Source organism: Ruegeria lacuscaerulensis (assembly GCF_013033355.1).
In the GTDB taxonomy this organism is placed as follows: Bacteria; Pseudomonadota; Alphaproteobacteria; order Rhodobacterales; family Rhodobacteraceae; genus Ruegeria; species Ruegeria lacuscaerulensis_A.
This window is the reverse complement of the sequence record NZ_WQDY01000001.1, coordinates 242,585-266,630: the sequence shown is the minus strand read 5'-3', so window position 1 is coordinate 266,630 and position 24,046 is coordinate 242,585. Positions and strand designations below refer to the sequence as shown.

The 24,046-nt window shown below is 59.1% G+C and carries 24 protein-coding genes; 12 read left to right on the top strand and 12 right to left on the bottom strand.

Annotated elements, in window-relative coordinates; translation table 11 throughout:
- Positions 1-104 precede the first annotated feature (104 nt).
- From GOW48_RS01305 to GOW48_RS01265, 10 genes are all read left to right on the top strand, one after another.
- Entirely contained in the window at positions 105-659 is a 555-nt protein-coding gene (locus tag GOW48_RS01305; RefSeq protein WP_170352885.1) for a DUF3305 domain-containing protein, read from the top strand.
- Positions 656-1,240 carry a DUF3306 domain-containing protein gene (locus tag GOW48_RS01300; RefSeq protein WP_170750759.1) on the top strand — a complete coding sequence of 195 codons (585 nt, stop codon included), beginning with the start codon at positions 656-658 and terminating at the stop codon, positions 1,238-1,240. Before GOW48_RS01305 ends, GOW48_RS01300 begins: the two co-directional genes overlap by 4 nt.
- 4 nt (positions 1,241-1,244) lie before the next feature.
- Positions 1,245-1,856 carry a TorD/DmsD family molecular chaperone gene (locus tag GOW48_RS01295; protein ID WP_170750757.1) on the top strand — a complete coding sequence of 204 codons (612 nt, stop codon included), beginning with the start codon at positions 1,245-1,247 and terminating at the stop codon, positions 1,854-1,856.
- Positions 1,857-1,919: 63 nt separating this feature from the next.
- Positions 1,920-2,108: a ubiquinol-cytochrome c reductase iron-sulfur subunit N-terminal domain-containing protein gene (locus tag GOW48_RS01290; RefSeq protein ID WP_170750755.1), complete on the top strand. Its 189-nt coding sequence runs from the start codon at positions 1,920-1,922 to the stop codon at positions 2,106-2,108.
- Positions 2,109-2,214: 106 nt separating this feature from the next.
- Entirely contained in the window at positions 2,215-5,109 is a 2,895-nt protein-coding gene (locus GOW48_RS01285; protein ID WP_170352881.1) for a formate dehydrogenase subunit alpha, read from the top strand.
- A gap of 12 nt (positions 5,110-5,121) precedes the next feature.
- Positions 5,122-5,715, top strand: a complete 594-nt coding sequence (gene fdh3B / locus GOW48_RS01280; protein WP_037307340.1) for a formate dehydrogenase FDH3 subunit beta — start codon at positions 5,122-5,124, stop codon at positions 5,713-5,715.
- Between the two features lie 73 nt (positions 5,716-5,788).
- On the top strand, positions 5,789-6,994 hold the full coding sequence (locus GOW48_RS01275) for a formate dehydrogenase subunit gamma (RefSeq protein WP_170750753.1): 1,206 nt from the start codon (positions 5,789-5,791) through the stop codon (positions 6,992-6,994).
- Positions 6,995-8,254 (top strand): c-type cytochrome, encoded by a 1,260-nt coding sequence (locus GOW48_RS01270; protein WP_170750752.1) that lies wholly within the window; start codon positions 6,995-6,997, stop codon positions 8,252-8,254.
- A gap of 17 nt (positions 8,255-8,271) precedes the next feature.
- Entirely contained in the window at positions 8,272-8,397 is a 126-nt protein-coding gene (locus tag GOW48_RS22600) for a hypothetical protein (protein WP_269149587.1), read from the top strand.
- Positions 8,398-9,270 (top strand): helix-turn-helix transcriptional regulator, encoded by an 873-nt coding sequence (locus GOW48_RS01265; RefSeq protein ID WP_170750750.1) that lies wholly within the window; start codon positions 8,398-8,400, stop codon positions 9,268-9,270. It abuts the gene before it with no gap.
- On the opposite strand, the gene GOW48_RS01260 is transcribed toward GOW48_RS01265, so the two are convergent.
- The 9 genes from GOW48_RS01260 to GOW48_RS01220 form a co-directional block, all read right to left on the bottom strand.
- Positions 9,267-10,085 carry an ABC transporter substrate-binding protein gene (locus tag GOW48_RS01260; RefSeq protein WP_170750748.1) on the bottom strand — a complete coding sequence of 273 codons (819 nt, stop codon included), beginning with the start codon at positions 10,083-10,085 and terminating at the stop codon, positions 9,267-9,269. The genes GOW48_RS01265 and GOW48_RS01260 overlap by 4 nt on opposite strands.
- Positions 10,086-10,105: 20 nt before the next feature.
- A complete protein-coding gene (locus tag GOW48_RS01255) occupies positions 10,106-10,840 on the bottom strand; it encodes an ATP-binding cassette domain-containing protein (RefSeq protein ID WP_170750745.1) in 735 nt (244 codons plus the stop codon).
- A complete protein-coding gene (locus tag GOW48_RS01250) occupies positions 10,833-11,546 on the bottom strand; it encodes an ABC transporter permease (protein ID WP_170750743.1) in 714 nt (237 codons plus the stop codon). Before GOW48_RS01250 ends, GOW48_RS01255 begins: the two co-directional genes overlap by 8 nt.
- A 152-nt stretch (positions 11,547-11,698) precedes the next feature.
- On the bottom strand, positions 11,699-12,688 hold the full coding sequence (locus tag GOW48_RS01245) for an ABC transporter substrate-binding protein (RefSeq protein WP_170750741.1): 990 nt from the start codon (positions 12,686-12,688) through the stop codon (positions 11,699-11,701).
- Positions 12,689-12,741: 53 nt separating this feature from the next.
- Positions 12,742-13,587, bottom strand: coding sequence for an ABC transporter permease (locus GOW48_RS01240; RefSeq protein WP_170750739.1), 846 nt, complete (start codon positions 13,585-13,587; stop codon positions 12,742-12,744).
- The gene (locus GOW48_RS01235) at positions 13,584-14,501 is read right to left on the bottom strand and encodes an ABC transporter permease (protein ID WP_170751378.1); all 918 of its coding nucleotides are present in this window, start codon (positions 14,499-14,501) and stop codon (positions 13,584-13,586) included. The genes GOW48_RS01240 and GOW48_RS01235 overlap by 4 nt, the downstream gene beginning before the upstream one ends.
- A gap of 4 nt (positions 14,502-14,505) precedes the next feature.
- Complete coding sequence (locus tag GOW48_RS01230) at positions 14,506-15,303, bottom strand: ABC transporter ATP-binding protein (RefSeq protein WP_170750737.1); 798 nt, start codon at positions 15,301-15,303, stop codon at positions 14,506-14,508.
- A 462-nt stretch (positions 15,304-15,765) separates the two neighbouring features.
- Positions 15,766-17,220: a dihydropyrimidinase gene (hydA, locus tag GOW48_RS01225; RefSeq protein ID WP_170352863.1), complete on the bottom strand. Its 1,455-nt coding sequence runs from the start codon at positions 17,218-17,220 to the stop codon at positions 15,766-15,768.
- Between the two features lie 92 nt (positions 17,221-17,312).
- Positions 17,313-18,563 carry a Zn-dependent hydrolase gene (locus tag GOW48_RS01220; RefSeq protein ID WP_170750735.1) on the bottom strand — a complete coding sequence of 417 codons (1,251 nt, stop codon included), beginning with the start codon at positions 18,561-18,563 and terminating at the stop codon, positions 17,313-17,315.
- A gap of 171 nt (positions 18,564-18,734) precedes the next feature.
- Between GOW48_RS01220 and GOW48_RS01215 the strand changes: the two genes are divergently transcribed.
- The gene (locus tag GOW48_RS01215; protein ID WP_170750733.1) at positions 18,735-19,343 is read left to right on the top strand and encodes a TetR family transcriptional regulator C-terminal domain-containing protein; all 609 of its coding nucleotides are present in this window, start codon (positions 18,735-18,737) and stop codon (positions 19,341-19,343) included.
- Positions 19,344-19,377: 34 nt separating this feature from the next.
- Here the strand turns inward: GOW48_RS01215 and preA are convergent, their stop codons facing one another.
- The 3 genes from preA to GOW48_RS01200 all read right to left on the bottom strand — a co-directional run bounded on the left by preA (position 19,378) and on the right by GOW48_RS01200 (position 22,854).
- Positions 19,378-20,682, bottom strand: a complete 1,305-nt coding sequence (preA, locus tag GOW48_RS01210) for an NAD-dependent dihydropyrimidine dehydrogenase subunit PreA (protein ID WP_170750731.1) — start codon at positions 20,680-20,682, stop codon at positions 19,378-19,380.
- A 44-nt stretch (positions 20,683-20,726) separates the two neighbouring features.
- The gene (locus GOW48_RS01205; RefSeq protein ID WP_170750729.1) at positions 20,727-22,061 is read right to left on the bottom strand and encodes an NAD(P)-dependent oxidoreductase; all 1,335 of its coding nucleotides are present in this window, start codon (positions 22,059-22,061) and stop codon (positions 20,727-20,729) included.
- 160 nt (positions 22,062-22,221) lie between these two features.
- A complete protein-coding gene (locus tag GOW48_RS01200) occupies positions 22,222-22,854 on the bottom strand; it encodes a cupin domain-containing protein (RefSeq protein WP_170750726.1) in 633 nt (210 codons plus the stop codon).
- Positions 22,855-23,006: 152 nt separating this feature from the next.
- Here GOW48_RS01200 and GOW48_RS01195 point away from each other — a divergent pair, with 152 nt between their 5' ends.
- Positions 23,007-24,002, top strand: coding sequence for a hypothetical protein (locus GOW48_RS01195; RefSeq protein WP_170750724.1), 996 nt, complete (start codon positions 23,007-23,009; stop codon positions 24,000-24,002).
- The last annotated feature ends 44 nt before the right edge of the window (positions 24,003-24,046 follow it).

The window sequence follows — 24,046 nt, the reverse complement described above, 5'->3', positions numbered from 1 at the left end:
ACGTATGCGACTAAAGTCGTAGTGCTTGGACTTGGCAGAAGATCATTTTGTGTACCATAGTGGACACGGGGAAGGCAGGGGAGAGCCTTCCGGGGAGGATCTACGTGGCGAAGGCCGCTACTCAGATTGAAATGCCGATAGGCGTTGTTGTGCGCAAAACACCCGGTGTCACTCGCTGGGCGAAATGGAACTGGCGTGCGATTGCGGTGTTGCCCGGTGCGGGCCCTGCCGATTGGCACGAAATGCGCCGGGAAGGCGAAGCTGTGGAATACCACGCTGCAACCCTCCCCCTCACATTGTGGGCGGATGAGACCGAGGCGTATATGGTCAACCTGTCCGACGGCACGCCCTCGATATACCTTGTGCTGCGCGATGCGCTGGACGGGCAGCGCCCGATGGATGCTGTGCTGGTTACTGCCTCACCCTATGAAGGGCAGGATTACGCGGATACCGGTGAAGAGATTGTCGAGAAAATTCCAATGACCGACGGGCTGATCGCCTGGGTACGGGATTTTGCGTTGGAACATCACCGCGATGAAGTCTTCGTTAAACGCAAGCGCGACAAGAAACGCACTGATCTGGTCGAAGATGGCAAAGGCGATGCGCGCATACGGCAAGAGTCCGATGTTTACCGCGCCCCGCGGAGGATCATCCAATGACTGAAGCCCGCGATTTCTGGTCCCGCCGCAAAGCCGCCGTTCAGGCCGAGGCTCAGGCCGAAGTAATCGCAGCCGAAGAACAGGTGATCGCAGACCAGCGCGCCGAGCTTGAGGAAAAGACCGACGTCGAGATTCTGGCCGAGCTTAACCTCCCCGATCCCGATCAGTTACAAGCGGGCGATGACGTCTCGGGCTTTATGGCCAAAGCCGTTCCCGATCGTCTGCGCCGCCGCGCCCTGCGCAGGTTGTGGCGGCTTAACCCGGTGTTGGCCAATGTCGATGGGCTGGTCGATTATGGCGAAGACTATACCGACGCGGCCTGTGTGATCGAAAACCTGCAGACCGCCTATCAGGTCGGCAAGGGCATGTTGGCTCATGTCGAAGCGCTGGCCGCCAAGGCCGAAGTCGAGGCGGAAGACTCCGATATCGAGGTCGAGGCCGAGGAGCCTCAGCCTGAACCCGAAGAGATCGACACCCCCGACCCAGAGCCCGTTCTCTTGGCTGAAATAGAACCAGACGCGCCGGAGGAGGCGGAAGCCGCCCCTGCCCCGCGCCGCATGAAATTTGAATTCGAAGGATAACCGAATGACAGCAAGTGAAGCGCAACAGATGGATGTCTCGGCCGAGGATCGCCTGCGCGCGGATTTCTACAACTTTCTGGGCCTGCTGCTGGCCGGTCCGCCAGGTCAGATGCTGCTGGACCAGATGGTGGGCCTCAGTGGCGATGACAGCGATCTGGGTCAGGCCATCCAAGCGATGGCGCGGGTGGCCAAAGTCACCAAACCTGCGGCTGCTGAACGTGAGTTCAACGCACTGTTCATTGGGCTGGGACGCGGAGAGCTTCTGCCCTATGCCAGCTTTTACCTGACCGGATTCCTGAACGAGAAACCATTGGCTCAGCTGCGCAATGACATGGCCGTGCGCGGTATTACCCGGGCGCAAAACGTCTATGAACCTGAAGACAACATCGCCTCGTTGATGGAGATGATGGCGGGGATGATCGTCGGCCGGTTCGGCACGCCCGCGTCTTTGGAAGACCAGAAAGCGTTCTGGAACAAACATATCGGCCCTTGGGCCACGCATTTCTATTCGGATTTGGAAGGCGCCGAGAACTCGGTCCTCTATGCCTCGGTCGGCACTGCCGGTCGGGTCTTCATGGAGATCGAGCGCGAAGCTTTCCGAATGTCGGCAGCGTGAGACGTTGTCATTCGCCAGCGTCCCTTGCGGGGCGTTAAACTGCAAATGGGAAAGGAGAACCCCATGAGCAAGACCAAGGAAGAAGGTGCAACGCGCCGCGACTTCCTCAAACTGGCCGGAACCGCAGCACCCGCTGCTGTCGCCGCAGCCAGCCTGACCGGACAGGCCGAAGCAGCCGCGCTGCCCACGGACGAAACCCGGATGCAGGACACCGCGCATACACGCGCATATCTGGAAAGCACCCGGTTCTAGGATCGGACGTTTTCACCACCCGACAGACGGTTGCGATTGGCCCTGACGTCGGTTTTGCGAAGTACCAAGCAGCCGTGGCTGACACGGCACGCAAGGGAGGAAAGTAATGCTTAGGAAAAAGACCAACGGGGTTGCGAGACGCCCCCAGCGGACAAGTATCCTGTCCCAGGTCGGCGAGAAAACCGTCGATCGCCGCGCATTCCTGCGTGGCTCGGGCCTGACGATCGGCGGCCTTGCCGCGATCAGCGCCACGGGTGGAACCGTGACGCCAGCCAGTGCCCAAACAGCGGCGAACACGGCCGTTGAAAACATCAAATCCGTATGCACCCACTGCTCGGTTGGCTGTACCGTCGTTGCCGAAGTGCAAAACGGCGTCTGGGTCGGGCAGGAACCCGGCTGGGACAGCCCGTTCAACCTGGGCGCACACTGCGCCAAGGGAGCCTCGGTCCGCGAGCACGCCCATGGTGAGCGCCGCCTGAAGTACCCGATGAAAAAGGAAGGCGGAGAGTGGAAGCGCATCAGCTGGGAACAGGCGATCGACGAGATCGGCGACGGCATGATGAACATCCGCCAGGAATCCGGGCCGGACAGCGTGTACTGGCTGGGTTCTGCGAAACACAATAACGAACAGGCCTATCTGTTCCGCAAGTTCGCCGCCTACTGGGGCACGAACAACGTGGACCATCAGGCCCGTATCTGCCATTCGACCACTGTTGCGGGCGTTGCGAACACATGGGGCTATGGCGCCATGACCAACTCGTACAACGACATGCACAACAGCCGGGCCATCTTTATCATCGGTGGTAACCCGGCCGAGGCGCACCCCGTCTCGTTGCTGCATATCCTGCGTGCGAAAGAGCAAAACAACGCGCCCCTGATCGTCTGCGACCCGCGCTTTACGCGCACCGCGGCCCACGCGGATGAATATGTCCGTTTCCGCCCTGGCACCGACGTTGCACTGGTCTGGGGCATCCTGTGGCACATCTTCGACAACGGCTGGGAGGACAAAGAGTTCATCCGCACCCGTGTCTGGGGTATGGACCAGATCCGCGAAGAGGTTGCCAAGTGGAACCCGGATGAGGTTGAGCGCGTCACCGGTACGCCCGGCTCGCAGCTGCGCCGCGTCGCCCGGACCATGGTGAACAACCGCCCTGGAACCGTCGTATGGTGCATGGGTGGTACACAGCACACCAACGGCAACAACAACACCCGCGCGTACTGCGTGCTTCAGCTTGCGCTTGGCAACATGGGCACATCGGGTGGTGGCACCAACATCTTCCGCGGCCACGACAACGTGCAGGGCGCAACAGACCTTGGTGTTCTGTCCCACACCCTGCCCGGCTACTATGGCCTGTCCAAGGGTGCTTGGGGCCACTGGGCGCGTGTCTGGGGTGAAGACCCTGAATGGCTCGCGGGTCAGTTCGCCACGATCAAGGACAAGGAAGGCAAGGACAAGCCGCTTCAGAACGAGCGCGGCATCCCGGTCTCCCGTTGGATCGATGGTGTTCTGGAAGACCCAGCCAACATGGATCAGGACAATAATGTCCGTGCCATGGTTCTGTGGGGCCACGCGCCCAACTCGCAGACCCGGATGACGGAAATGAAGACGGCGATGGAGAAGCTGGACATGCTGGTCGTGATCGACCCGTACCCCACCGTCTCGGCCGTGCTGCATGACCGCACCGACGGCGTCTACCTGTTGCCTGCCTGTACGCAGTTCGAAACACGTGGCTCGGCCACGGCATCGAACCGGTCGCTGCAGTGGCGCGACAAGGTGGTTGATCCGCTGTTCGAAAGCTTGCCGGACGAGGTCATCATGGCCAAGTTCGCCAACAAGTTCGGCTGGGCGGACCGCTTCTTCCGTAATATCGAGATGGAAGATGCCGAGACCCCGAATGTTGAAAGCATCACGCGTGAATTCAACTCGGGCCTCTGGACCATCGGCTATACCGGGCAGTCGCCGGAACGTCTGAAAAGCCACATGGCCAACCAGCACACGTTCGACAGAACCACGCTGCAAGCCATCGGTGGACCCAACGACGGCGAGTATTACGGACTGCCGTGGCCCTGCTGGGGCACGCCGGAGATGGGTCATACGGGGACACCGAACCTCTATGACATGTCCAAACCGGTGGCCGAAGGCGGCCTGACTTTCCGCGCCCGTTTCGGTGTGGAACGCGATGGTGACAACCTGCTGGCCGAAGGGGTCTATAGCGTTGGATCGGAAATTCAGGATGGTTATCCGGAATTCACGATGCAGATGCTGATGGATCTTGGCTGGGATGGCGATCTGACAGCCGAGGAACGCGCGGCGATTGACGCTGTTGCGGGTCCTGAAACCAATTGGAAGACCGACCTCTCCGGCGGTATCCAGCGGGTTGCGATCAAGCATGGCTGTGCGCCCTTCGGGAACGCCAAAGCCCGCGCGGTCGTCTGGACCTTCCCGGATCCGATCCCACTGCACCGCGAGCCGCTATATACCAACCGGCGCGATCTGGTGGAGGACTATCCGACCTACGAGGACCGTCAGGCTTATCGTCTACCCACCCTTTATGCTTCGATCCAAAAGAACGACTTTTCAAAGGATTATCCGATAATCCTGACGTCAGGTCGTCTGGTCGAATATGAAGGTGGTGGTGATGAAACCCGGTCGAACCCGTGGCTGGCCGAGCTTCAGCAGGACATGTTCGTCGAGATCAACCCCCGCGATGCCAACAACCTTGGTATTCGTGACGGATCACAGGTCTGGGTCGAAGGTCCTGAGGGCGGAAAGGTCAAGGTGATGGCGATGCTGACCAACAGGGTTGGCGCCGGCGTGGCCTTTATGCCGTTCCACTTTGGCGGCCATTTCCAGGGCGAGGACCAGCGGCACAAATACCCCGCAGGTGCAGACCCCTATGTCTTGGGTGAAAGTTCTAACACCGCCCAGACCTATGGCTACGACTCAGTAACCCAGATGCAGGAGACCAAGTGTACTCTCTGCAAGATCTCGGCAGCGTAAAGGAGGACGAAAATGGCTAGAGCAAAGTTTCTCTGCGACGCTGAACGCTGCATCGAGTGCAACGCCTGTGTCACCGCGTGTAAGAACGAACACGAGGTGCCATGGGGCATCAACCGCCGCAGGGTGGTGACGATCAATGACGGCAACCCGGGCGAACGCTCGATCTCGGTGGCCTGTATGCATTGTTCGGATGCGCCTTGCATGGCGGTGTGCCCGGTCGACTGCTTCTATCAAAACGAAGAAGGTGTCGTCCTGCACTCCAAGGACCTGTGCATTGGCTGCGGCTATTGCTTCTACGCGTGCCCGTTCGGCGCGCCGCAATACCCGCAGGCGGGCAACTTTGGGTCACGCGGCAAGATGGACAAATGTACCTTCTGCGCCGGCGGTCCCGAGGAAACGCACTCGACCGCAGAGTTCGCCAAATATGGTCGCAATCGGATCGCCGAGGGCAAACTGCCCATCTGCGCCGAGATGTGTTCCACCAAAGCCCTGCTGGCCGGTGACGGCGACGTGGTCTCGGCCATCTACCGCGAACGCGTTGTGGCGCGCGGCTTTGGCTCGGGCGCGTGGGGTTGGGGCACCGCCTACGACCAGAAAGACGGCTAAGTTCGTCTTATTGAACCAAACAGACGACCCGCATGCGTGGGTCGTCTGAACTGGATTTATGACCGAGGTTCAGATGTTCCGCTTACTCACCGCATTGTTGCTAACTTTTACGATGGCAAACATAGCCATTGCACAATCAAGTGACGCCGACGCTCCTGCCGCGCACGAGCGCACGTCGACCGGTGGAGCGACAACGCTTGAAGACATTCTTGCCCGTCAACGTGGTGAGAAAATCGACAATACCTATCGGTCTGAAAACACTGGACAGGGTAACGTCGAAGGGTTGTTGGGCCAGTTTGGAACACGCGGCGTGGCGTCCGACAGTGACGTCTATCGCGCTCTTCGATACGGTTCGGCGGATGTGACCGTTTCGTCAAAAGGACCTGCTGCAAGCGTCTTGATCCAAGACGGTGGCATGTGGTGGTGGGCTTTCCGCACCGGACCTCTGCGCGAATACGGCACTTACATCATCGCAGGCATGGCTGCAGTAATCTTGTTGTTTTTCCTGATCCGCGGAAAAATCCGCATTGATGGCGAAAAAACAGGCCGCACAGTCACGCGTTTCAACGGTTTCGAACGGTTTGGCCACTGGCTTTTCGCCGGATCGTTTTTGATCCTCGGGCTCACTGGATTGCTGACGCTTTACGGTCGAGACTTTCTAATCCCAATCTTTGGAAAAGAAGGCTTTGCGACGATCGCGCAAGCCTGCAAATGGCTTCATAACAACTTGGCATGGGCCTTCATGCTGGGCCTCGTCATCGTCACTGTAAACTGGATCGCCCATAACATCCCAAACCGTACTGACCTAAAGTGGTTGGCCGCTGGCGGTGGGCTTTTCACCAAAAACAGTCATCCTCCAGCCAAGAAATTCAATGCAGGGCAAAAGGTCATTTTCTGGGCCTGCATTTTACTGGGCGTGTCGATCAGCCTGTCGGGTTTGTCCCTGTTGTTTCCGTTCGAGATGCCCCTGTTTGCCAAAACTTTCCAGATCGCCAATGCAACCGGTTTGCCTCAGGCAATGGGACTGAATCTGCCGGTGCAAATGTCGCCGCAAGAGGAAATGCAATACGCCCAAGTCTGGCACGTGATGATCGCCTATGTCTTTATCGCCATCATTATCGCGCATATCTATCTGGGCTCGGTGGGGATGGAGGGCGCGTTCGACGCCATGGGAACCGGCGAGGTCGAAGAACAGTGGGCGCGTGAACACCATTCGCTGTGGCTGGCAGAGGTGCAGGAAAAAGAGGCTGCCAAGGGCGCAGCCTCGCCTGCCGAATAGATGCGCGTACTGGCGCTGATCCTTGCGCTGATCCCCCTGCCCGCGTGGTCCGAGTTCTTTACGCTAAAAGGCCATGGCGGGCCGATCATGGGGATCGCGACGGCCCCGGATGGGCGGATCGCCACGGCAAGCTTCGACAACTCGGTCGGCCTCTGGTTCGACCAGATGCCCGAATGGCTGGAAGGCCACGAGGCGGCGGTAAACGCAGTCGCCTTCAACGGCACCGCGATCTATTCCGCAGGTGATGATTTCACCCTGCGCCGCTGGCCGGGCGGAGAGGTTGTGGGCCAGCACAAGGGCAAGATCGTCCACATCGCAGCGTCGAAAACCCATGTGGCGACGGCCAGTTGGGACGGCACAATTGGCCTTTGGCCGGCGGATGGGTCGGACCCCACGGTTCTGTCTGCGGGCGGCGGCGTCAATGCGGTTGTGTTTACGCCCGACGGATCACAGCTCTATTCCGCCGGGGTCGACGGGGCGTTGCGCCTGTGGGATGTCGCAAGCGGGCAGGAAACTCTGCGTGTGGTCGAGCATGGCTTTGGCATCAATGAGCTGGTCCTGAACGCGCAAGACAACTGGATCGCCTATGGCGCGGTCGATGGCGTGACCCGCATTCGCGATCTGACCACGGGTGAGGAACGAGATTTCACCCTCGACCGCCGTCCTATTCTGGCGCTGGCGCTCAGCCCGGATCGCAGCTTGTTGGCGGTCGGGGATGGCGAAGGCTATATCATGCTCATCGACACGGTCGATTGGCGCATCGCACAGGATTTCCGCGCGACGTTGCGCGGGCCAGTTTGGGCGCTGGCCTTTTCGCCGGACGGCCAGAACATCCATGCAGGCGGGATTGACGAGGCTATGTATAGCTGGCCCATCACCACCCTCCGCGAACAGGAACAGATGGCCGCCGCAGAGCCCAGTTTCCTGAAAAACCCCGATCAGATGAGCAATGGTGAGCGGCAGTTTGCCCGTAAATGCTCAATCTGTCATAGCCTGACACCAGACGGCCAGCGCCGCGCCGGGCCGACGCTGCATGGGGTGTTCGGACGCAAGGCCGGGTCACTGCCGGGATATTTCTACTCGGACACGCTGCAAGACTCTGATATCATTTGGAATGACGAGACCATAAATGCCCTTTTCGACGAGGGGCCAGACCACTACATTCCGGGGTCGAAGATGCCGATGCAGCGGATCACGCAGCCCAGCGACCGGGACGATTTGATCGCCTTTCTGCGCCGCGCCACGGCACCGGAAAACTGAAAGACCGGAGGAGACAGATGAAAGCCTTCCTTGCCGCCGTGGCCGCCATGGTCGTCATTGCAATAGCGGCGCCTTTTGTGCTGAATCAGATCGGATTCAGTGCCGCCGATGCTGGAACCGGTTCAGCGGTGCGCCTCGACTGAATGCCTGAATTCCTGACCACAAAGGAACTGGCCGACCTGCTGCGTATCGGCGAGCGTAAAGCCTATGATCTGGCCTCGTCGGGCGAGGTGCCCTGCGTACGCGCCATGGGAAAGCTGCTGTTTCCCCGCGCCGAGGTCATCGCCTGGCTGAACGCGTCGCGCAGTGGCCCGCAGGTGGCAGAACCGCCCTTGCCTCCGATTGTCGCGGGTAGCCATGATCCACTTCTGGACTGGGCGCTGCGCGAAAGCGGTTCGGGGTTGGCGACGTACTATGACGGCTCGTTCGATGGCCTGAACCGGTTGAAAGACCGGACTGCGCAGGCCGCCGCGCTGCATATTCACGAAGACGGCGGGTTCAATCTTGGGGCTCTGCGCGGTGCGTTGGGCGAGGCGCCGGTGGTTTTGTATGAAGTTGCGCATCGTCAGCGTGGATTGCTGTTGGCTCCGGGTGTGAGTGACATCTCAGGATTTGCCGACCTGAAAGGCCGCCGCGTGATCCTGCGGCAGGAGTCGGCCGCCAGCCAGCGCCTGTTTGACGGGCAACTGGAGGCACATGGCCTCACCCGCGCGGATCTGGACGCCCTGCCCACCTGCGCCCGTACCGAGGAAGAGCTGGCCATCGCGCTGCATGACGGCAAAGCAGAGGCCGGGTTTGGTCTGGGCGCGCTGGCCGGGCTGTATGATCTGGGCTTCTGTCCGACCCATGCTGAACGGTTGGACCTGGCCATCTGGCGGCGGACCTATTTCGACGAACCAATGCTCAAACTGCTGGCCTTTGTGCAATCCGACCGATTTGCCGCCCGCGCTGCCGAGTTTGGTGGCTATGACCTAAGCCATCTGGGCACGATCCATCACAACGGTGCCAGCGGTTAAGACCCGCTGGCATTGGGAAAGAATAACTGCTGGCCGTCCAGCTTGTAAGACGCAATCGCCGCCTGCCCGTCTGGCCCGGTCAGCCAATCGATGAACCGCTGGCCCGCTGCAGCCCGAACACGTGGATGCTTGTCCGGATTCACCAGAATGACGCCATATTGGTTGAACAAACGCGGGTCGCCCTCGACCATCACCTCAAGATTGCCCCTGTTGCCAAAGGATTGCCACGTGGCGCGGTCGGTCAGCACGTAGGCATCCATCCCGCTGGCCACATTCAGCGTCGCCCCCATGCCCGAGCCCGTCTCGCGATACCATGCGCCCGATGCAGCCGTGGGATCAACCTCGGCCGCAGTCCAATGGCGCATCTCGGCCTTATGCGTGCCGCTGTCATCCCCGCGCGAGGCAAAGGGGGCCTCGGCCTCGGCCACAGCGGTCAAAGCCGCCACGATATCCGCGCCGCCTTTCACCTTGGCCGGGTCGGATTTCGGCCCAACCAGAACAAAATCGTTATACATGACGTCAAAGCGTTCGACGCCCCAACCATCGGCGACGAACTGATCCTCGGCCTGTTTGGCATGGACCAGCAGAACGTCTCCGTCCCCGTTGACCGCATTGCGGATCGCCTGCCCGGTGCCCACAGCCACCACACGCACGTCTATCCCAGTTTCGGCCTCGAACCCCGGCAGGATATAGTCCAGAAGCCCCGAGTTCTGCGTGGACGTGGTCGATTGCACGACAATAAAGGGCTCCTCGGCGAACGCAGGTGCGGCCAGGCCAAGCGAAAGCAATGCTGCCCGAAGAAAATTCCGGATCATTTCGATCTCCGTCTTATTGATTAAGTCACAAGCCCGCCCGCCAGATAGCGGCGTGCGGCATCACTTTGAGGCGCGTTTAAGACCTGTTTAGCCAACCCATGTTCAACCACATGCCCACCCTGCATCATGACGATATCCGCAGCCAGTCTGCGAGCCTGCCCAATGTCATGGGTCACCATGACAATCCGCACGCCGCGACTTGATGCTCGCAGGATCATCCGCTCGATCATCTGGGTCGCGTTTGGGTCCAGCGCGCTGGTGGGTTCGTCCAGAAACAGCGTCTCGGGGTCCAGCGCCAGCGCGCGCAGGATGGCCAGCCGCTGAGCCTCGCCCCCGGACAAGGATCGCGCGGGCTGACGCGCCTTGCCTTCCAGCCCGCCCTCAGCCAACAGGCTTTCGATCCGTAGCTTGCGGGCACCGCGCGGCAGCCCCTGACGTTTCAGAACGAAATCAAGATTGGCCGCAACCGAGCGGCGCAGCAGCACAGGTTGTTGAAACACCATCGCCTGTTGCGCTTTGTGCCTATCGGTCAGCGGAGTCCCGTCCTGCTCAACCCGTCCCTGATCCGGTTCGATCAAGCCATGCAAACAACGTAAAAGTAGGCTTTTACCAGCCCCGTTCGGCCCTAGGATCAGTGTCGGACCCGGCCCGTCCAGCGAAAGGCGCGAAACATTAAGCAGCGCTTTGCCGTTTCGAACAACGCGCAAATTTCGCACAAACAGGCTGCTGGCTGTATCACATAGCATATCACGCATGACGCAGCCCCTCCTGTTCAGCGCGTAGGCTGACTGCGCTGACCATAGCGTTTACAGCGATTGCAATTCCGATCAGGATCGCGCCCAACGCCAATGCCAGCGCCAGATTGCCCTTGGAGGTCTCAAGCGCGATGGTCGTGGTCATCACCCGCGTCACGTGATTGATGTTGCCGCCCACGATGATCACCGCGCCCACCTCGGCGATAGCGCGGCCAAACCCGGCCAGCAGCGCCGTGATCAACGCCAGCCGCGCGTCCCATAGCAGCACCGGGACCGAGGCCAGACGCGACACGCCCAGCGATCGCAACTGTTCCGAATATTCCTCGGCTAGCATCTCAATCACCTGTCGTGTCAGAGCAGCTACGATCGGTGTCACCAGCACGACCTGTGCGATGATCATGGCCGTGGGCGTATACAGCAGTTCCAGCACACCCAATGGCCCTGAGCGCGACAGCATCAGATAAACCAACAGCCCCACAACGACCGGAGGGAACCCCATCAAAGCATTCATCAACACGATCATCGCCCTCCGCCCCGGAAAGCGCGCAACGGCCAGCGCTGCCCCAACAGGCATCCCGATCAATGCAGCGATCAGCACGGCAAAAATCGAAACTTTCAGGGACAACAGAACAATCGCCCACAACTCGGCATCCCCGTTCAGGATCAGAGCCAAAGCCGATGTAAATTCTGCTGCAAATCCTTGCATAATCTCCCCATACCCACGCAATCGGAACCAAATGCGTTTAATTTCATAGTAATACTAAGGCATTTTTCAACGAATGGCACACACTTTTCCGGCATCTCAAACGCAAAACGCGGCCCCCGAAGGGACCGCGTCAAATGCGTCTGACAGACGACTTAGTTCAGGGCTGCATCCGTGATCTGATGTGTCCAAGCGCCCTCAGGCTGCTTGGTGATCACTGGATCCGACCCGCCAGCCAGCAGTGTGCCCACCGTGCGTTCAAAATCCGCAGGGTCCAGCGCACCGTTCGAACCAGCGGTCAGCTTGGCGATTTCACCCATCATGCGCTTTTGGTGCTCTTCAGTCTGGGCACCGGTCGCGTCGTTTTCCAGCACGATTTCGGCCGCCTCATCCGGGTTTTCCTCGGCGTATTTCCAGCCTTTCATCGATGCGCGCACAAAGCGTTCCATCTTGTCCGTAAAGGCCGCATCACTGAGGTTTTCCTCAAGCACATAGAGACCGTCTTCCAACGTGGCGACGCCCTGATCTTCGTATTTGAACGTCACCAGCTCATCAGGGCTAACGCCTGCGTCGATCACCTGCCAATACTCGTTGTAGGTCATGGTGCTGATGCAATCGGCCTGACGCTGCAACAGAGGGTCCACGTTAAAGCCCTGTTTCAGAACCTCAACTCCGCTTTCGCTCTTGCCACTGGTGTCGATGCCCAGCTGGCTCATCCAGCTCATGAACGGAAATTCGTTGCCAAAGAACCAGACACCTAGCGTACGGTTCTTCAGATCCTCGGGCGAAGTGATCCCCGCATCCTTCCAGCAGGTCAGCATCATGCCCGAGCTTTTGAAGGGCTGGGCGATATTGACCAGCGGAAGCCCCTTTTCGCGCGCGGCCAGCGCGGCGGGCATCCATTCAACGGTTACATCCGCGCCGCCCCCTGCGATCACCTGCGTGGGTGCGATATCGGGGCCGCCGGGCAGGATGGTGACGTCCAGCCCCTCTTCCTCGTAGAACCCTTTGTCTGCCGCCACGTAGTAACCCGCAAACTGCGCCTGCGTGACCCATTTCAGCTGCAATGTCACCTCATCCGCCGACCATGCCGCACCGGCTGTAAGTCCAAAGGCAGCAAGCGCCCCGCTAAGTAGCTTATTCATCTTCATGTCTCCTAGTTGCTGTTGGTGCCCCGTTTTCGGGGTCTGTTGAAGTGTTATCCTCTTTGTGACGGGTGCCAGAAGGTCATCGCCTTTTCGATCATCGCGACCGCGCCATAGAATGCGGTTCCGGCTAGTGCGGCTACCACGATCTCGGCCCAGACCATATCCAGCGAAAGCTGACCGACGCTGGTGGAAATCCGAAAGCCCATACCAAGGGTCGGAGAGCCAAAGAACTCGGCCACGATAGCGCCGATCAGCGCCAATGTGGTGGAAATCTTCAACCCGTTGAACACAAACGGCATCGCCGCAGGCAGGCGCAGTTTCAGAAAGCTCTGCAAATAGGTTGCGGCATAGGTCTCCATCAGGTCGCGCTGCATCGCCGTGGCCTCGCGCAGGCCGGCCACGGTGTTCACCAGCATCGGAAAGAACACCATCACAACGACGACTGCGGCCTTGGAATGCCAGTCGAACCCAAACCACATCACAAGAATGGGGGCCGTGCCGACGATGGGCAGAGCGGCAACGAAATTCCCCACGGGCAGCAGACCCAGACGCAGGAAATCCCAGCGGTCCACGGCGATCGCCATCAGAAACGCGGCACCACACCCGATGATGTAACCGCTAAGCGCCCCTTTGACTATTGTCTGCACGAAGTCCGCCCACAGGATCGGCAGACTGTCCACAAAGCGCACCGCAATCACCGAGGGTGCGGGCAGGATGACCAGCGGCACTTCGAGCCCACGCACCAGCAGCTCCCACATACCGATGATCGTAAGGCCAAAGATCAGCGGGGCCACGACGCCCACAATGCGCGTGTCAGCATAAGGCCCGCTGGCCAGACGGCCATTCACCCACCAGCCCAGCAGCCACAGAAGGATTGCACCAATAACCAAGATCATTGCGCCATTCCCATTCGTTTCAGCACCGTCCGTTCGATCAAGCCCAGCAGCGCCACAAGACCGGCCGCCAGAATGGCCGCTGCAAACAGGGCCGACCAGATTTGTACCGTCTGACCATAATAACTGCCCGCCAGCAGACGCGCGCCCAGGCCAGCGACGGCCCCGGTCGGCAGCTCACCAACGATGGCCCCGACCAGCGAAGCAGCGATGCCGATTTTCAGCGAAGTGAACAGATACGGCATCGAGGCTGGCAGGCGCAGTTTCCAGAAGCCTTGCGACCGACTGGCACCATAGGTGCGGAGCAGGTCCAGCTGCATCGCGTCGGGGCTGCGCAGACCTTTGACCATACCTACGACCACCGGGAAAAAGCTGAGATAGGCCGAGATCACCGCCTTGGGAATGATGCCCTGAATGCCCACCGAATACAGCACCACGATAATCATGGGCGCCAGCGCGATGATCGGGATGGTCTGGCTGACAATGGCCCATGGCATCACCGACAGGTCCATCACCCGGCTATGCACAATCCCCACCGCCAGCAAAATGCCCAACCCGGTGCCGATGGCAAATCCCAGCATCGTCGCACTCAGCGTCACCCAGCCATGATAGATCAGCGACCGTTTCGAGGTGATCTTTTTCTGCACCGTCGTCTCCCACATCTCAATGGCGACCTGATGTGGCGCAGGAAGACGGGGGCGGTCCTGCTCCCACGTGGCGGGGATGGCAAAGCTGTTGTTCAGCACCAGGCCGAACTCGGACATGTCGCGCCGATCCTTAGCCGAGGGCGGCTGCACCTTGGCCCCTGCCCGCTCTTGTTCGGTCAACACGCCCTTGATGTTCATCGGCACGCAGGCCGCGTACCAGAACGCAACGATCACGGTCAGGACGGTCAGCACCGCCCAAAAGGCTTTCAGGCCGCTAGTCATCCGAATGCCCCGCCCGCAGCCCTTCACGCACGCGATGAGCGACCTCAATAAACTCGGGCGTGTCGCGGATATCCAAGGGGCGTTCCTTGGGCAGAGGACTGTCGATCACATCCGTAATCCGCCCCGGCCGCGGGCTCATCACCACGATCTTGGTGCTGAGATAGACCGCCTCGGGGATCGAATGCGTCACGAATCCGATGGTCTTGCCCGTCCGCGCCCACAGCGCCAAAAGCTGTTCATTCAAGTGATCGCGCACAATTTCGTCGAGCGCGCCAAAGGGTTCATCCATCAGCAGGATATCGGCGTCAAAGGCCAGCGCTCGCGCGATACTGGCCCGCTGCTGCATCCCGCCCGACAGCTGCCACGGGAATTTGCCACCAAAGCCCGCCAGATCGACCAGTTCCAAAACCTTGCTGACCCGTTCTTCCTGTTCGGCCGCCGAATAGCCCATGATCTCAAGCGGCAGTTTGATGTTCTTGGCGATGGTCCGCCACGGATACAGCCCAGCGGCCTGAAACACATAGCCATAGGCCCGCTTCCGCCGCGCCTCATCCGGGGTCATGCCGTTGACGGTCAGTGTTCCCCCGGTTGGCGTCTCAAGCGCCGCAATACAGCGCAGGAAAGTGGTCTTGCCACAGCCCGAGGGGCCGATAAAACTGACGAAATCGCCCTTGTCGATGGTCAGGTTCACATCTTTCAACGCGTGAACCGGGCCATCATTGGTTTGGAAGGTGAGGTCGAGATTGGCAGCTTCTACGACTGCGGAATTGTTGTTTGGATCGGTTGGCATTTCTTACTCAGGAATAGGCAGTGTGACACACGCCGCAATCATTGCGGCAGGGACTCCGAAAATTAACAGGAAGGCATTCCCAAAGGGCTGACTAGCTGAACTGAAAGCCCAAAACAGTATGCCAGCGCCAGTCCAGGAAAACACGGATACAGCTGCTGCCGCGATCAGTGTAGGCCCGCGGCGACCGATTGGAAGTCTGGTGGCGACGCGACGCATCGCCACAAAAACAACGCAACCCGGGAATAGCGCGCAAAGCAGTATCGGACCCCATATTGGCCATCCGAGCAGCAAAGTAAGAGTTAACACGGACGGCAGGCTGGGAAGCAAGTTCGCTAGCCCAATTTCGGGCGGTGCGAACATTGCACCAATTACCCAAAACGCGAGCACAGCGATTAGCGTGGCGAGAACCGCGAACGCAATAAACTGAATCGCAGTTGGGTATTCTGTGCTTTGCGTCAACTCTTAAACCCCCGTCGCCGGAATACCCGTCCGCTCGACCGGACGCGGTGCGGTCAACTCTTTCCAAGTGCTCAGCGCCCGGTTCACATGCCCGTTCGGCTCGCGCGCTACGAAGTCGCCATGACCTTCCTGCGTACGGATTTCCCCATCATGCACGGCCACCTGACCGCGTGTCAGAGTAAAGCGAGGCAAGCCCTTGACCTCTTTGCCTTCGAACACGTTGTAGTCGATCGAGGACTGCTGCGTCTCGGCGCTGATCGTCTTGGTTTTTTCGGGATCCCAAACAACGATATCCGCGTCAGCCCCAACCAGAATCGCACCCTTTTTCGGATAACAATTCATAATCTTAGCGATGTTTGTTGAAGTGACAGCCACGAATTCGTTCATCGTCAGACGCCCGGTGTTTACACCATAGGTCCACAGCATTGGCATCCGATCTTCCAACCCGCCGGTCCCGTTGGGGATCTTGGTGAAATCACCCACGCCATAGCGTTTCTGATCGGTCGTAAAGGCGCAATGGTCGGTGGCCACCACGCTCAGCGTTCCTGAATGCAGCCCGTTCCACAGGCTGTCCTGATGCTGCTTGTTCCGGAACGGAGGGCTCATGACCCGACGCGCCGCGTGGTCCCAATCCTGATGGAAATACTCGCTTTCATCCAAGGTCAGGTGCTGGATCAGAGGCTCGCCCCACACCCGCTTGCCATTCATCTTGGCCCTACGAATGGCCTCATGCGCCTCTTCACAAGAGGTATGCACTACATACAAAGGCACACCTGCCATGTCGGCGATCATGATGGCCCTGTTCGTGGCCTCGCCCTCAACTTGAGGCGGGCGGGAATAGGCATGCGCCTCGGGCCCTGTATTGCCTTCGGCCAGCAGCTTGGCACTGAGCTCAGCCACCACATCGCCATTTTCAGCATGAACCATGGCGATCCCGCCCAGCTCAGCCAGACGTTTGAACGAGGCAAACAGCTCATCATCATTCACCATCAACGCACCCTTATAGGCCATGAAATGCTTGAACGTGTTGATCCCGCGCGTCTCGATCACGGTCTTGATGTCGTCAAACACCTGCTCGCCCCACCAGGTCACCGCCATGTGGAACGAGTAATCACAATTCGCCCGCGTCGACTTGTTGTCCCAACGCTTCAACGCATCCAGCAGGCTTTCACCCGGGTTGGGCAGCGCGAAATCCACCACCATCGTGGTGCCTCCGGCCAAAGCCGCCCGCGTCCCGCTTTCGAAGTCGTCGCTGGAATAGGTGCCCATGAACGGCATCTCAAGATGGGTATGCGGATCAATCCCACCCGGCATGACATAGCAGCCAGTCGCATCAAGCTCTTTGTCGCCCTTCAGATCCAAGCCGATTTCGGTGATCACCCCGTCCTCGACCATGACGTCTGCTTTATAGGAAAGATCCGCGGTTACGACGGTCCCATTCTTGATAACAGTGCTCATTCTAATCTCCCTGACGCGGTCTGCGCCGCTTGCTTCATCTGGCAAAAAATACCTCGGGGGAGTCGCCCAGCGGGCGACGGGGGCAGCGCCCCCTACTCCACGATCTCCGCCGTCTCAACGACCGCATGAAACAGAACATCCGTCCCGGCTGCTGCCCAGTCCTTGCTGATCTCTTCGGCCTCGTTATGGCTCAACCCATCCACGCACGGACACATCACCATGGCCGTCGGTGCCACACGATTGATCCAACACGCATCATGCCCGGCGCCCGAGATGATATCCGTGTGCGAATAGCCCAGCCGCTCAGCCGCATCGCGCACTGCGGCCACGCACCCTTCGTCGAATTGCACCGGATCGAACCCACCCACCTTCTCGAACTCGATCTGCAGGCCCATTTCATCCACAATATCCTCAGCCGCGACCCGCAGACGCGCCTCCATATCCTTGATCACCTCCAGATCGGGCGAGCGGAAATCTACAGTAAAAACAACCTTGCCCGGAATCACATTGCGCGAGTTCGGGAAGACATCGATATGCCCCGCCGCCCCAACGGCATGAGGCGCATGGGACCACGCGATCTCATCCACTTTCTCAAGTATGCGCGCCATCGCCAGCCCGGCATTCTTGCGCATGGGCATCGGAGTCGAACCGGTATGTGCATCCTTGCCCGTCACCGTGATCTGCGTCCAGCTGAGGCCCTGACCATGAGTGACCACACCGATATCCTTACCCTCGGCCTCAAGGATCGGGCCCTGTTCGATATGCAGCTCAAAGAACGCATGCATCCTGCGCGCGCCTACCTCTTCGTCTCCACGCCAGCCAATCCGTTGAAGCTCATCACCAAAAGCCTTGCCTTCGGCATCTTCGCGCGCATACGCCCAATCCTGCGTATGCACTCCGGCAAACACGCCCGATGACAGCATGGCTGGCGCGTACCGGGTACCCTCTTCATTGGTCCAGTTGGTTGCAACAATGGGGTGTTTCGTCTTGATCCCCAAATCATTCAGCGTGCGGATGACCTCCAGTCCGCCCAGAACCCCCAGCACACCGTCATACTTGCCGCCCGTCGGCTGCGTATCCAGGTGCGAGCCTACGTAAACCGGCAGCGCGTCCGGGTCTGTCCCTTCGCGCCGGGCGAACATGTTGCCCATCTGATCGAGCCCCATCGAACAGCCCGCATCCTCGCACCATTTTTGAAACAAGGCGCGGCCTTCGGCATCCTCATCCGTCAAGGTTTGACGATTGTTGCCACCTGCTACGCCGGGGCCGATTTTGGCCATCTCCATCAGGCTGTCCCACAACCTGTCGCCATTAATCCGTAGGTTCTGCGCCGGAGCTGCCATCTTGTTCTTCCCTGTCGCTTGCGATTTGGCTCGCTTTTGGTGTCTTGATTTGACCATCTGGTCAAACTCACGCTATCACGGGTTCGAGATCAGTCAAGAAATTGCAGGACACCGCCAGATTTTTTGACCTATTTCACGCCCGAATGCCGGAAAAAGAGACAGCCTGAAAACATGCCTAAAGACCGCGCCCCGACCCGTATTCAGAAAAAGAACCGCGCCGCGATTCTCGAGGCCGCATTAAACGTGTTTTCAGCGCACGGATTCCGGGGTGCAACCGTGGATCAAATCGCGGCCGAAGCGGGTCTGAGCAAGCCAAACCTGCTATATTACTTCCCGTCGAAAGAAGCGATTCATACCGCCCTGCTGTCCGGCCTGCTAGACGTCTGGCTGGCCCCTTTGCACGATTTGGACGAAGCGGGCGATCCGATGCAAGAGATGCTCTCGTACATCCACCGCAAGCTGGAAATGAGCCGCGACCTGCCGCGAGAAAGCCGCTTGTTTGCCAACGAACTGGTTCAGGGTGCCCCCAGAATTCATGCGGCTCTGTCGAGTGACCTCAAGTCGCTGGTCGATGAAAAGACCGCTATTCTGATCAGATGGATGGAGCAGGGTAAAATTGCAAAACTGCATCCTTATCACCTGATCTTTTCGATCTGGGCACTGACTCAGCACTATGCGGATTTTGATGTTCAGGTCCGTGCGATACTAGCTGATGAAGACCCGTTCGAAGGCGCTGAACCCTTTATCGATACACTTTATCGCAAACTTCTGACGCCCTGATAAAAGGGGCCGATTGCCGGCCCCTTTTTTGTGATTACTCAGCCGCTTTGGCCATCGGGTTGTTCGGGTGCGTCGTCCAGTTCGCATAGTTGGGCTGCACTTCGCGGCCAGTGCGTGGGTCTACCTCTCCCGCGGCCATCGGCTCCATGGAAATACACCCATCTACAGGACACACATCCACACACAGGTTGCAGGCAACGCATTCATCGTCCATCACCTCAAAAACACGGTCTTCAGACATTGAAATCGCCTGATGGCTGGTGTCTTCGCACGCAGCGTAGCAACGGCCGCATTTGATGCACTGGTCCTGATCGATCTTTGCTTTTGCGACGTAGTTGAGGTTCAAATACTGCCAATCCGTCACGTTTGGCACAGCCAGACCGACAATTTCAGAGACGTCTTTGTACCCCTTTTCATCCATCCATTTCGACAGCCCGGCGGTCAGTTCGTCGATGATTTTAAAGCCATAGGTCATCGCAGCAGTGCAGACCTGAACTGTACCACAACCCAACGCCATAAACTCGGCCGCATCGCGCCATGTAGTCACGCCCCCGATGCCGGAAATCGGCAGGCCATGCGTCGCTTGAGCCCGCGAAATCTCGGACACCATCGACAGAGCAATCGGTTTCACCGCCGGGCCGCAATACCCTCCGTGGCTGCCTTTGCCGTCGATCGACGGTTCAGGGCTGAACGTATCCAGATTGACGCTGGTGATCGAGTTAATCGTGTTGATCAGCGACACGGCATCAGCGCCGCCATTCTTTGCGGCTTCGGCAGGTTTGCGAATATCCGTTATGTTAGGCGTCAGCTTCACGATCACCGGGCGGTCATAGTATTTTTTGCACCACCGCGTGACCATCTCGATATATTCCGGCACCTGCCCGACAGCAGATCCCATGCCACGCTCGCTCATGCCGTGCGGACAGCCAAAGTTCAGCTCGATCCCATCTGCCCCGGTTTCGGCGACCCGTGGTAGAATAGCTTTCCACGCCTCTTCCTCGCACGGAACCATGATCGAAGCGATCAGCGCGCGATCCGGGTAATCGGCCTTGACCCGCGCCATCTCTTCAAGGTTCACCTCAAGCGGACGATCGGTGATCAACTCGATATTGTTCAGACCCAGCAACCGCCGATCCGCGCCATAGATCGCGCCGTACCGAGGCCCGTTTACGTTCACCACCGGAGGCCCCTCGGACCCCAGCGTTTTCCAGACCACACCGCCCCATCCGGCCTCGAACGCGCGGCGGACATTGTATTCCTTGTCGGTCGGCGGCGCCGAGGCCAGCCAGTACGGGTTCGGGCTTTCGATTCCCAGAAAGTTCGTTTTTAAATCAGCCATTTATCCGGCCCTCCTGATGCCACTCAGCATCCCAAATCCAGTTTTCACGCGGTCAGATTTGCGTGGATATCCATTGCCGCATCGCGGCCCTCGGCTACAGCGGTCACGGTCAGGTCTTCGCCGCCGGCAGCGCAGTCGCCTCCGGCCCAGACACCCGTGATCGAGGTACGCCCCGCGCCCGTGACAGCGATCTTGTTACCGTCGAGTTTCAGCCCTTCGGGCGCGCCCTCCAGCGTCTGACCAATCGCTTTCAACACCTGATCTGCTGGCAGGCGGATTACCTCGCCCGTGCCGGTCAGTTGCCCACCTTCGCTAGATGTATACTCCAGCTCAATCTCAGCCGCTGCGCCGTTTCCGTGCACAGCCACGGGTTGCACATTGGTCATGATCTTGACCCCATGCGAGGCCGCCAAGTCCTGCTCGTACCGGCTGGCGCCCATAGCGTCGCGCCCCCGGCGATAGGCAATGGTTACATGCTCGGCCCCCAGCAGCTTGGACTTTACCGCCGCGTCAACAGCGGTCATGCCACCACCGATGACAACGACATTGCGCCCCACGGGCAATGCCGCCAGATCACTGGCCTGCCGCACGTCCGAGATGAACTCGACCGCCGGGCGCACGCCGTCTTTGTCGATGCCACCGGCGCGCAGGGCATTCACCCCTGCCAGACCGATCGACAGGAACACCGCGTCGTAATTAGTGGACAGCCCATCCAGCGAGATCGTCTCGCCCAGAACCGATCCCGTCTCAATCGTGATACCACCGATCTGCATCAGCCAATCCACCTCGGCCTGCGCGAAGTTGTTGGTCGATTTATAGGCTGCGATCCCGTACTCGTTCAGGCCGCCGGGCTTGGGCTTGCTTTCGTGAATGACAACGTCATGCCCGAGCATCGCCAGCCGATGCGCGCAGGCCAGCCCAGCGGGCCCTGCCCCGATCACCGCGACGGTCTTTCCGGTCGGCGCGGCACGGTCGAACGGATGCGCCCCGCCCGCCATTACACTATCGGTCGCATAACGCTGCAAGCGCCCAATCTCGACCGGAGCCCCTTCGGCAGCCTCGCGTACACAGGCTTCTTCACACAGTGTCTCGGTCGGACATACGCGGGCGCACATACCGCCCAGAATGTTTTGCGCCAAAATGGTCTCGCCCGCTGCTTCGGGCTGCCCGGCCTGAATATGCCGCATGAACAGCGGGATATCGATCTCGGTCGGACAAGCCGCCACACACGGCGCGTCATAGCAGAAATAGCACCGATCAGCAGCCACGGCAGCCTCGTGCGGGGCCAGTGGTGGATGCAGATCCGTGAAATTCGAGGTCAGCTCATCGCTGGAAAGCCGCCCGGAGACAATGCCGGGGGCCATCTGGCCCTGTGCCATCGCTCTACTCCCTGTAGATATGGTTGTTATGGGATCAGCTTGCCACAGTCTGAAATTTTATCAATTGGTAAAATTTGCCAAATGGTCAAAAAATCAAAAAACCGGGCTCAGCGGCCCGGTTTTCGGAAAAATATGCCTGTTTTTGATGCAGCAGCGAAATTCAAACCATCTGCGATAGATGCCCAGACTTGATCCAGACCCGTGCGCCGGCCTCTCCTGCCGTGGCGACGGAGTGGGTGCCGGGCGGCAAGCGAAGCCAATCCCAATCGGAAAACGCCTCATCCGATTCCCGAACAGTGCCTTCGATGACAAACAACTCGAGCCCCTTTTCGGCATTCAAATCCAGCGCTTCATTCGGCGCCAAACTGAGAACCCGTACGTCCTCAAGGTCGTCCTTGAACAGCTGGAGTTTTTCTGCCCCCTCGATTGACCGGCGCACTTCGGTTCTGTCTGCAGGGTCGAACTGATGCAGCTTGACCAGAATCGTCGCGCCGTCCTTGGCCGAGGGCGTATGAGAGGACGTCGGCGGGTTGCGCACATAGCTGCCGACCGGAAAGTCGCCTGTTTCGTCCTGAAACACTCCATCCAGAACCAGGTATTCCTCGCCGCCATCATGGGTATGCGCAGCGAACGCGCTGCCCGGCGCAAATCGTACGATTGTAGTGGCGCGGGCAACTTCTTCACCGATACGGTCCAGCATTTTTCGCTCGACCCCGGCTGCGGGGGACGCGACCCATTCGTTCTGATCAAAGTGGACGGCGACGCGCTTTGTGAAATCTGCGTTGACCCTCATGCGGTATCTCCTTCTGGACATCTCAGCCTAAGATGGGGGCATCACGCCGGTTTTCAATTTTTGCATCATGCGATCGTCTTCACATCTGGTTTTGTCTGCATACCCTGCGTACTGTGCCGCCAATAGATAATACGAGCGACGACCACCGACCGATGCAGGCCACCCCTTCGAAATTCAATATTGTCATCATTGGCCAGAACAACCGGCTGCAATACGAGGCATTGCTGTTTGCCGCCTCTTTGCGCCACAGCAGCCCCAATTTCGCCGGCCGCCTGTTTATCGCTGTTCCACAACCCAGCCAACGTTGGTCACAAGATCCCAGCATCCAGGACGAAGATATCCTTAAAGCGCTGCGCCAATTGGATGCCGAGCTGCTGCCTTTTGAAAATCAGGTCTTTGGCCAGACTTACCCGCATGGGAACAAGATTGAGGCGTTGTCGGCTTTGCCAGAAGGCGAGCCGTTTGTGTTCTTCGACAGTGACACGCTGATCACCGGAGATTTGAACGCCGTTCCCTTCGACTTTGCCCACCCCGGTGCATCGCTGAAAGTCGAGGGGACATGGCCACGCCCAACGCTTTATGGGCCCGGTTATGATGGTATCTGGAAGGCGCTTTATCACAGGTTCAATCTTGATTTCGAAAGTTCGGTCGACACAAGCCAACCGCATGATTATTGGCGGCGGTATTTGTACTTTAACGCTGGCTATTTCTTCCATTCCTGCCCTCGCATCTTTGGCGACAGGTTCCGTGACTATGCGCGCACTATCCGTGATGAAGATATCCCAGAGCTGGCGGGCCAGACATTGGACCCCTGGCTTGACCAGATCGCTCTGCCCTTGGTGATCCATTCCCTTGGCGGGGGGCGAGACGCCCTGCCCCACGGCCTGTTGGATGGTACCGTGAGCTGTCACTATCGCCTGTTCCCACTGCTTTACGCACGTGAAAGCGACCATGTGGTCGAGCTGCTGGAGACGGTGGTAGCGCCAAACCGCATCAAAAAAGTGCTCAAAGGGTATGAGCCGATCCGAAAGCTGGTCATTCAGCGCAAGGGTCACAAGATCCGCGAGATGTTCGACCGAGACAACCTGCCCCAACGCGAGCAGGCTATACGTAACAAAATCAAGGCAAAGGGCCTATGGATGCGCTGACAGGATTGTTGTGCGCAGCCCGTCAATCGCCTACAGAGTCTGCA

Excerpts from the sequence above, each read along its gene's own strand:
- GOW48_RS01300 (WP_170750759.1), top strand. The coding sequence starts at position 656 with ATGACTGAAGCCCGCGATTTCTGGTCCCGCCGCAAAGCCGCCGTTCAG.
- GOW48_RS01295 (WP_170750757.1), top strand. The coding sequence starts at position 1,245 with ATGACAGCAAGTGAAGCGCAACAGATGGATGTCTCGGCCGAGGATCGC.
- GOW48_RS01290 (WP_170750755.1), top strand. The coding sequence starts at position 1,920 with ATGAGCAAGACCAAGGAAGAAGGTGCAACGCGCCGCGACTTCCTCAAA.
- GOW48_RS01285 (WP_170352881.1), top strand. The coding sequence starts at position 2,215 with ATGCTTAGGAAAAAGACCAACGGGGTTGCGAGACGCCCCCAGCGGACA.
- fdh3B (WP_037307340.1), top strand. The coding sequence starts at position 5,122 with ATGGCTAGAGCAAAGTTTCTCTGCGACGCTGAACGCTGCATCGAGTGC.
- GOW48_RS01275 (WP_170750753.1), top strand. The coding sequence starts at position 5,789 with ATGTTCCGCTTACTCACCGCATTGTTGCTAACTTTTACGATGGCAAAC.
- GOW48_RS01270 (WP_170750752.1), top strand. The coding sequence starts at position 6,995 with ATGCGCGTACTGGCGCTGATCCTTGCGCTGATCCCCCTGCCCGCGTGG.
- GOW48_RS22600 (WP_269149587.1), top strand. The coding sequence starts at position 8,272 with ATGAAAGCCTTCCTTGCCGCCGTGGCCGCCATGGTCGTCATTGCAATA.
- GOW48_RS01265 (WP_170750750.1), top strand. The coding sequence starts at position 8,398 with ATGCCTGAATTCCTGACCACAAAGGAACTGGCCGACCTGCTGCGTATC.
- GOW48_RS01260 (WP_170750748.1), bottom strand. The coding sequence starts at position 10,085 with ATGATCCGGAATTTTCTTCGGGCAGCATTGCTTTCGCTTGGCCTGGCC.
- GOW48_RS01255 (WP_170750745.1), bottom strand. The coding sequence starts at position 10,840 with ATGCGTGATATGCTATGTGATACAGCCAGCAGCCTGTTTGTGCGAAAT.
- GOW48_RS01250 (WP_170750743.1), bottom strand. The coding sequence starts at position 11,546 with ATGCAAGGATTTGCAGCAGAATTTACATCGGCTTTGGCTCTGATCCTG.
- GOW48_RS01245 (WP_170750741.1), bottom strand. The coding sequence starts at position 12,688 with ATGAATAAGCTACTTAGCGGGGCGCTTGCTGCCTTTGGACTTACAGCC.
- GOW48_RS01240 (WP_170750739.1), bottom strand. The coding sequence starts at position 13,587 with ATGATCTTGGTTATTGGTGCAATCCTTCTGTGGCTGCTGGGCTGGTGG.
- GOW48_RS01230 (WP_170750737.1), bottom strand. The coding sequence starts at position 15,303 with ATGCCAACCGATCCAAACAACAATTCCGCAGTCGTAGAAGCTGCCAAT.
- hydA (WP_170352863.1), bottom strand. The coding sequence starts at position 17,220 with ATGAGCACTGTTATCAAGAATGGGACCGTCGTAACCGCGGATCTTTCC.
- GOW48_RS01220 (WP_170750735.1), bottom strand. The coding sequence starts at position 18,563 with ATGGCAGCTCCGGCGCAGAACCTACGGATTAATGGCGACAGGTTGTGG.
- GOW48_RS01215 (WP_170750733.1), top strand. The coding sequence starts at position 18,735 with ATGCCTAAAGACCGCGCCCCGACCCGTATTCAGAAAAAGAACCGCGCC.
- preA (WP_170750731.1), bottom strand. The coding sequence starts at position 20,682 with ATGGCTGATTTAAAAACGAACTTTCTGGGAATCGAAAGCCCGAACCCG.
- GOW48_RS01205 (WP_170750729.1), bottom strand. The coding sequence starts at position 22,061 with ATGGCACAGGGCCAGATGGCCCCCGGCATTGTCTCCGGGCGGCTTTCC.
- GOW48_RS01200 (WP_170750726.1), bottom strand. The coding sequence starts at position 22,854 with ATGAGGGTCAACGCAGATTTCACAAAGCGCGTCGCCGTCCACTTTGAT.
- GOW48_RS01195 (WP_170750724.1), top strand. The coding sequence starts at position 23,007 with ATGCAGGCCACCCCTTCGAAATTCAATATTGTCATCATTGGCCAGAAC.